Source organism: Myxococcus sp. RHSTA-1-4 (assembly GCF_020037125.1).
Lineage (GTDB): Bacteria > Myxococcota > Myxococcia > Myxococcales > Myxococcaceae > Myxococcus.
On record NZ_JAIQDG010000089.1, the window covers coordinates 1 to 3,763 of the forward strand.

General features: G+C 69.9%; 2 protein-coding genes. Both read right to left on the reverse strand.

Annotated features, from left to right (window positions below; translation table 11 throughout):
* On the reverse strand, positions 1 to 268 hold a 268-nt coding region (locus K8638_RS43960; RefSeq protein WP_223760771.1), incomplete at its 3' end, for a hypothetical protein.
* A gap of 85 nt (positions 269 to 353) precedes the next feature.
* Positions 354 to 3,763, reverse strand: a 3,410-nt coding sequence (locus K8638_RS43965) for a hypothetical protein (protein WP_223760772.1), incomplete at its 5' end; no start/stop codon positions are given.

The window sequence follows — 3,763 nt, forward strand, 5'->3', positions numbered from 1 at the left end:
GCGCGTGGGCCAGGCCCTGCGCGAGAGGCTCGGATGCGGCTCCCTCCCGCTGAAGCTCCGCCGCGGCCGAGGGCTTCGCCCCCGCGCCACCGCCAAGCAGCAGCCAGCGCCCGTCGGACAGGCGCGTCACGCTCTGCCCCGTAGCGGCTTCGGGCCCCCCCTCGGTGAGGGCTTGTACCGCTTCGCTCGGCACCTCCGCGAAGGGCTCCTCCTTGCAGCCCGGAAGGACCGCCAGCACCAGGAGGCTGATGGCAAAAGACAAACGCACGGCTTGAGGCATGACTCTTCTCTTTGAATAGGCAGCAGGAACAGAGGTCATGACTTCACCTCCGACGCGAACAATGTGGGAGCGCTCATCGGGTGTTCACCCTCAGAGTGAGCTGACCGGTGTTGGCCTGATACGGATCGACGCTGATGCTATGGGTCCCCGCCGTGGCCGCCGTGAAATTCAGAGTGGCCGTCTGGTTGGGATAGCCATACGTGCTGTTGAGCTGAGTGCCGTCGGGCTTGTAGATGCGCACGATGGCGTAGTTGGTGAAGGTGCCCGCGGACAGCACCAGCGCCAGGTTGGCTCCCGCCGCCGCCGTGAAGGTGTAGCGGCCGTCCTGGCCCACCCGGCCGGTGCTGAAGGTCACCGTGGCCCCGCCCACCTCGAGGCTGCCCTCCACCGTGCGCGACAGCAGCAGCCCCACCGACGCGGACGCCGCCCCCGCCGGGTTGAGGAGGAGGGTGTACGTCCCCGTCACCGGCAGCTCCGGCAGGTTGCAGTTACCGGGAGCGGTGTAGCCGTTGCAGTTGACGAGCGTGCTGCCGTCGGGCTTCAGCACGCTGATATTGACGGACTGCGCGGTGGGCGTGGTGCTGATGCTCGACACGCCCAGGCCCAGCCGGTCCCCCGCGGTGCCCGCGAAGGTGTAGCGCCCGTTCTGCCCCACCTCCAGGCTCGCCACCACGGCCGCGCCATCGATGTCACCCGCGCCGCCGGCCACCTCCTGCACCAGCCCCAGGGTGAGCTGGCCCGTGTTGCCCAGGTATGGGTCGACCGTGATGCTGTAGGTGCCCGCCGTGGCCGCCGTGAAGTCCAGCACCGCCGACTGGTTGGGATAGCCATACGTGCTGTTGAGCTGAGTGCCGTCGGGCTTGTAGATGCGCACGATGGCGTAGTTGGTGAAGGTGCCCGCGGACGTCACCAGCGCCAGGTTGGCTCCCGCCGCCGCCGTGAAGGTGTAACGGCCGTCCTGGCCCACCCGGCCGGTGCTGAAAGTCACCGTGGCCCCGCCCACCTCGAGGCTGCCCTCCACCGTGCGCGACAGCAGCAGCCCCACCGACGCGGACGCCGTCCCCGCCGGGTTGAGGACGAGGGTGTACGTCCCCGTCGCCGGCAGCTCCGGCAGGTTGCAGTTACCGGGAGTGGTGTAGCCGTTGCAGTTGACGAGCGTGCTGCCGTCAGGCTTCAGCACGCTGATGGTGACGGTCTGCCCCGTGGGCGTGGTGCTGACGCTCGTCACGCCCAGGCCCAGCCGGTCCCCCGCGGTGCCCGCGAAGGTGTAGCGCCCGTTCTGCCCCACTGCCATGCCCACCACCGTGGCCGCGCCATCAATCTCCACGCCGCCAGCCACGTCCTGCACCAGCCTCAGGGTGCCCTGCCCGGTGTTGGCCAGGTATGGGTCGACCGTGATGCTGTAGGTGCCCGCCGTGGCCGCCGTGAAGTCCAGCACATCCGTCTGGTTGGGATAGCCATACGTGTACGCTTGCTGGGTGCCGTCGGGCCTGTAGACGCGCACCGTGGCGTAGTTGGTGAAGGTGCCCGCGGACGTCACCAGCGCCAGGTTGGCTCCCGCCGCCGCCGTGAAGGTGTAACGGCCGTCCTGGCCCACCCGGTCGGTGCTGAAGGTCACCGTGGGCCCGCCCACTTCGAGACTGCCCTCCACCGTGCGCGACAGCAGCAGCCCCACCGACGCGGACGCCATCGCCGCCGGGTCGAGGAAGAGGGTGTACGTCCCCGTCGCCGGCAGCTGCGGCAGGTTGCAGTTACCGGGAGCGGTGTAGCCGTTGCAGTTGATGAGCGAGCTGCCGTCGGGCTTCAGCACGCTGATGTTGACGGACGCCCCGGTGGGCGTGGTGCTGACGCTCGTCACGCCCAGGCCCAGCCGGTCCCCCGCGGTGCCCGCGAAGGTGTAGCGCCCGTTCTGCCCCACTGCCATGCCCACCACCGTGGCCGCGCCATCAATCTCCACGCCGCCAGCCACCTCCTGCACCAGCCTCAGGGTGATCTGCCCGGTGTTGGCCTGATACGGGTCGACGGTGACGATGTAGGTCCCGGTCGTGGCCGCCGTGAAGTCCAGCACGTAGCCCTGGCCGGGATAACCCTGCGTGTAGGTCTGCTGGGTGCCGTCGGGCTTGTAGATGCGCACCGTGGCGTGGTTGGTGAAGGTGCCCGCGGACACCAGCAGCGCCAGGTTGGCTCCCGCCGCCGCCGTGAAGGTGTAGCGGCCGTCCTGGCCCACCCGGCCGGTGCTGAAGGTCACCGCGGGCCCGCCCACCTCGAGGCTCCCCTCCACCGTGCGCGACAGCAGCAGCCCCACCGACGCGGACGCCGTCCCCGGCTGGTCGAGGAAGAGGGTGTACGTCCCCGTCGCCGGCAGCTCCGGCAGGTTGCAGTTACCAGGGGCGCTGTAGCCGCCGCAGGTGACGAGCGTGCTGCCGTCGGGCTTCAGCACGCTGATATTGACGGACTGCGCGGTGGGCGTGGTGCTGACGCTCGTCACGCCCAGGCCCAGCCGGTCCCCCGCGGTGCCCGCGAAGGTGTAGCGCCCGTTCTGCCCCACCTCCAGGCTCGCCACCACGGCCGCGCCATCGATGTCGCCCGCGCTGCCGGCCACCTCCTGCACCAGCCCCAGCGTGAGCTGCCCGGTGTCGGCCAGGTATGGGTCGACAGTGATGCTGTAGGTACCCGCCGTGGCCGGCGTGAAGTCCAGCACCGCCAGCCGGTTGGGATAGCCATACGTGTACGCTTGCTGGGTGCCGTCGGGCTTGTAGACGCGCACCGTGGCGTAGTTGGTGAGGGTGACCGCGGACAGCACCAGCGCCAGGTTGGTCCCCGCCGCCGCCGTGAAGGTGTAGCGGCCGTCCTGGCCCACCCGGCCGGTGCTGAAGGTCACCGTGGGCCCGCCCACCTCGAGACTGCCTTCCACCGTGCGCGACAGCAGCAGTCCCACCGAAGCCACCGTGAGCCCCTGCGGGTCGACGACGACGGTGTAGGTGCCCGTCACGGGCACCACCGGCAGATTGCAGTTCCCGGGGGCGGTGTAGCCGCCGCAGTTGATGAGCGTGCTGCCGTCAGGATTGAGGACGGTGACGAGGACGGACTGCCCGGTGGGCGTGGTGCTGACGCTCGTCACGCCCAGGCCCAGCCGGTCCCCCGCGGTGCCCGCGAAGGTGTAGCGCCCGTTCTGCCCCACGACGTTGGAGAAGCTCACCTGAGGGCCGTCCACCACCACGGGGCCGCTCACGGCGCGAACCAGCGAGAGCGAGGCGCTGAAGCCCGTCGCCGAAGTGCCCGGCTTCAGCACCGCCGTGTAGACGCCATCCTTTGGCGCCACGGCGACGTCGAAGACGCCAGGAGCCGAGAAGGTGTGGTTGTTGAGCAACACCCCCGCGGGGTCATAGACGCGCAGGTTCGCCGTGGAGGCGCCACCGAGCGTCAGCGCCGTCACCGCGATGCTCACCTGCTCGCCACGCGAGACAGGGAAGGTCAGCACCG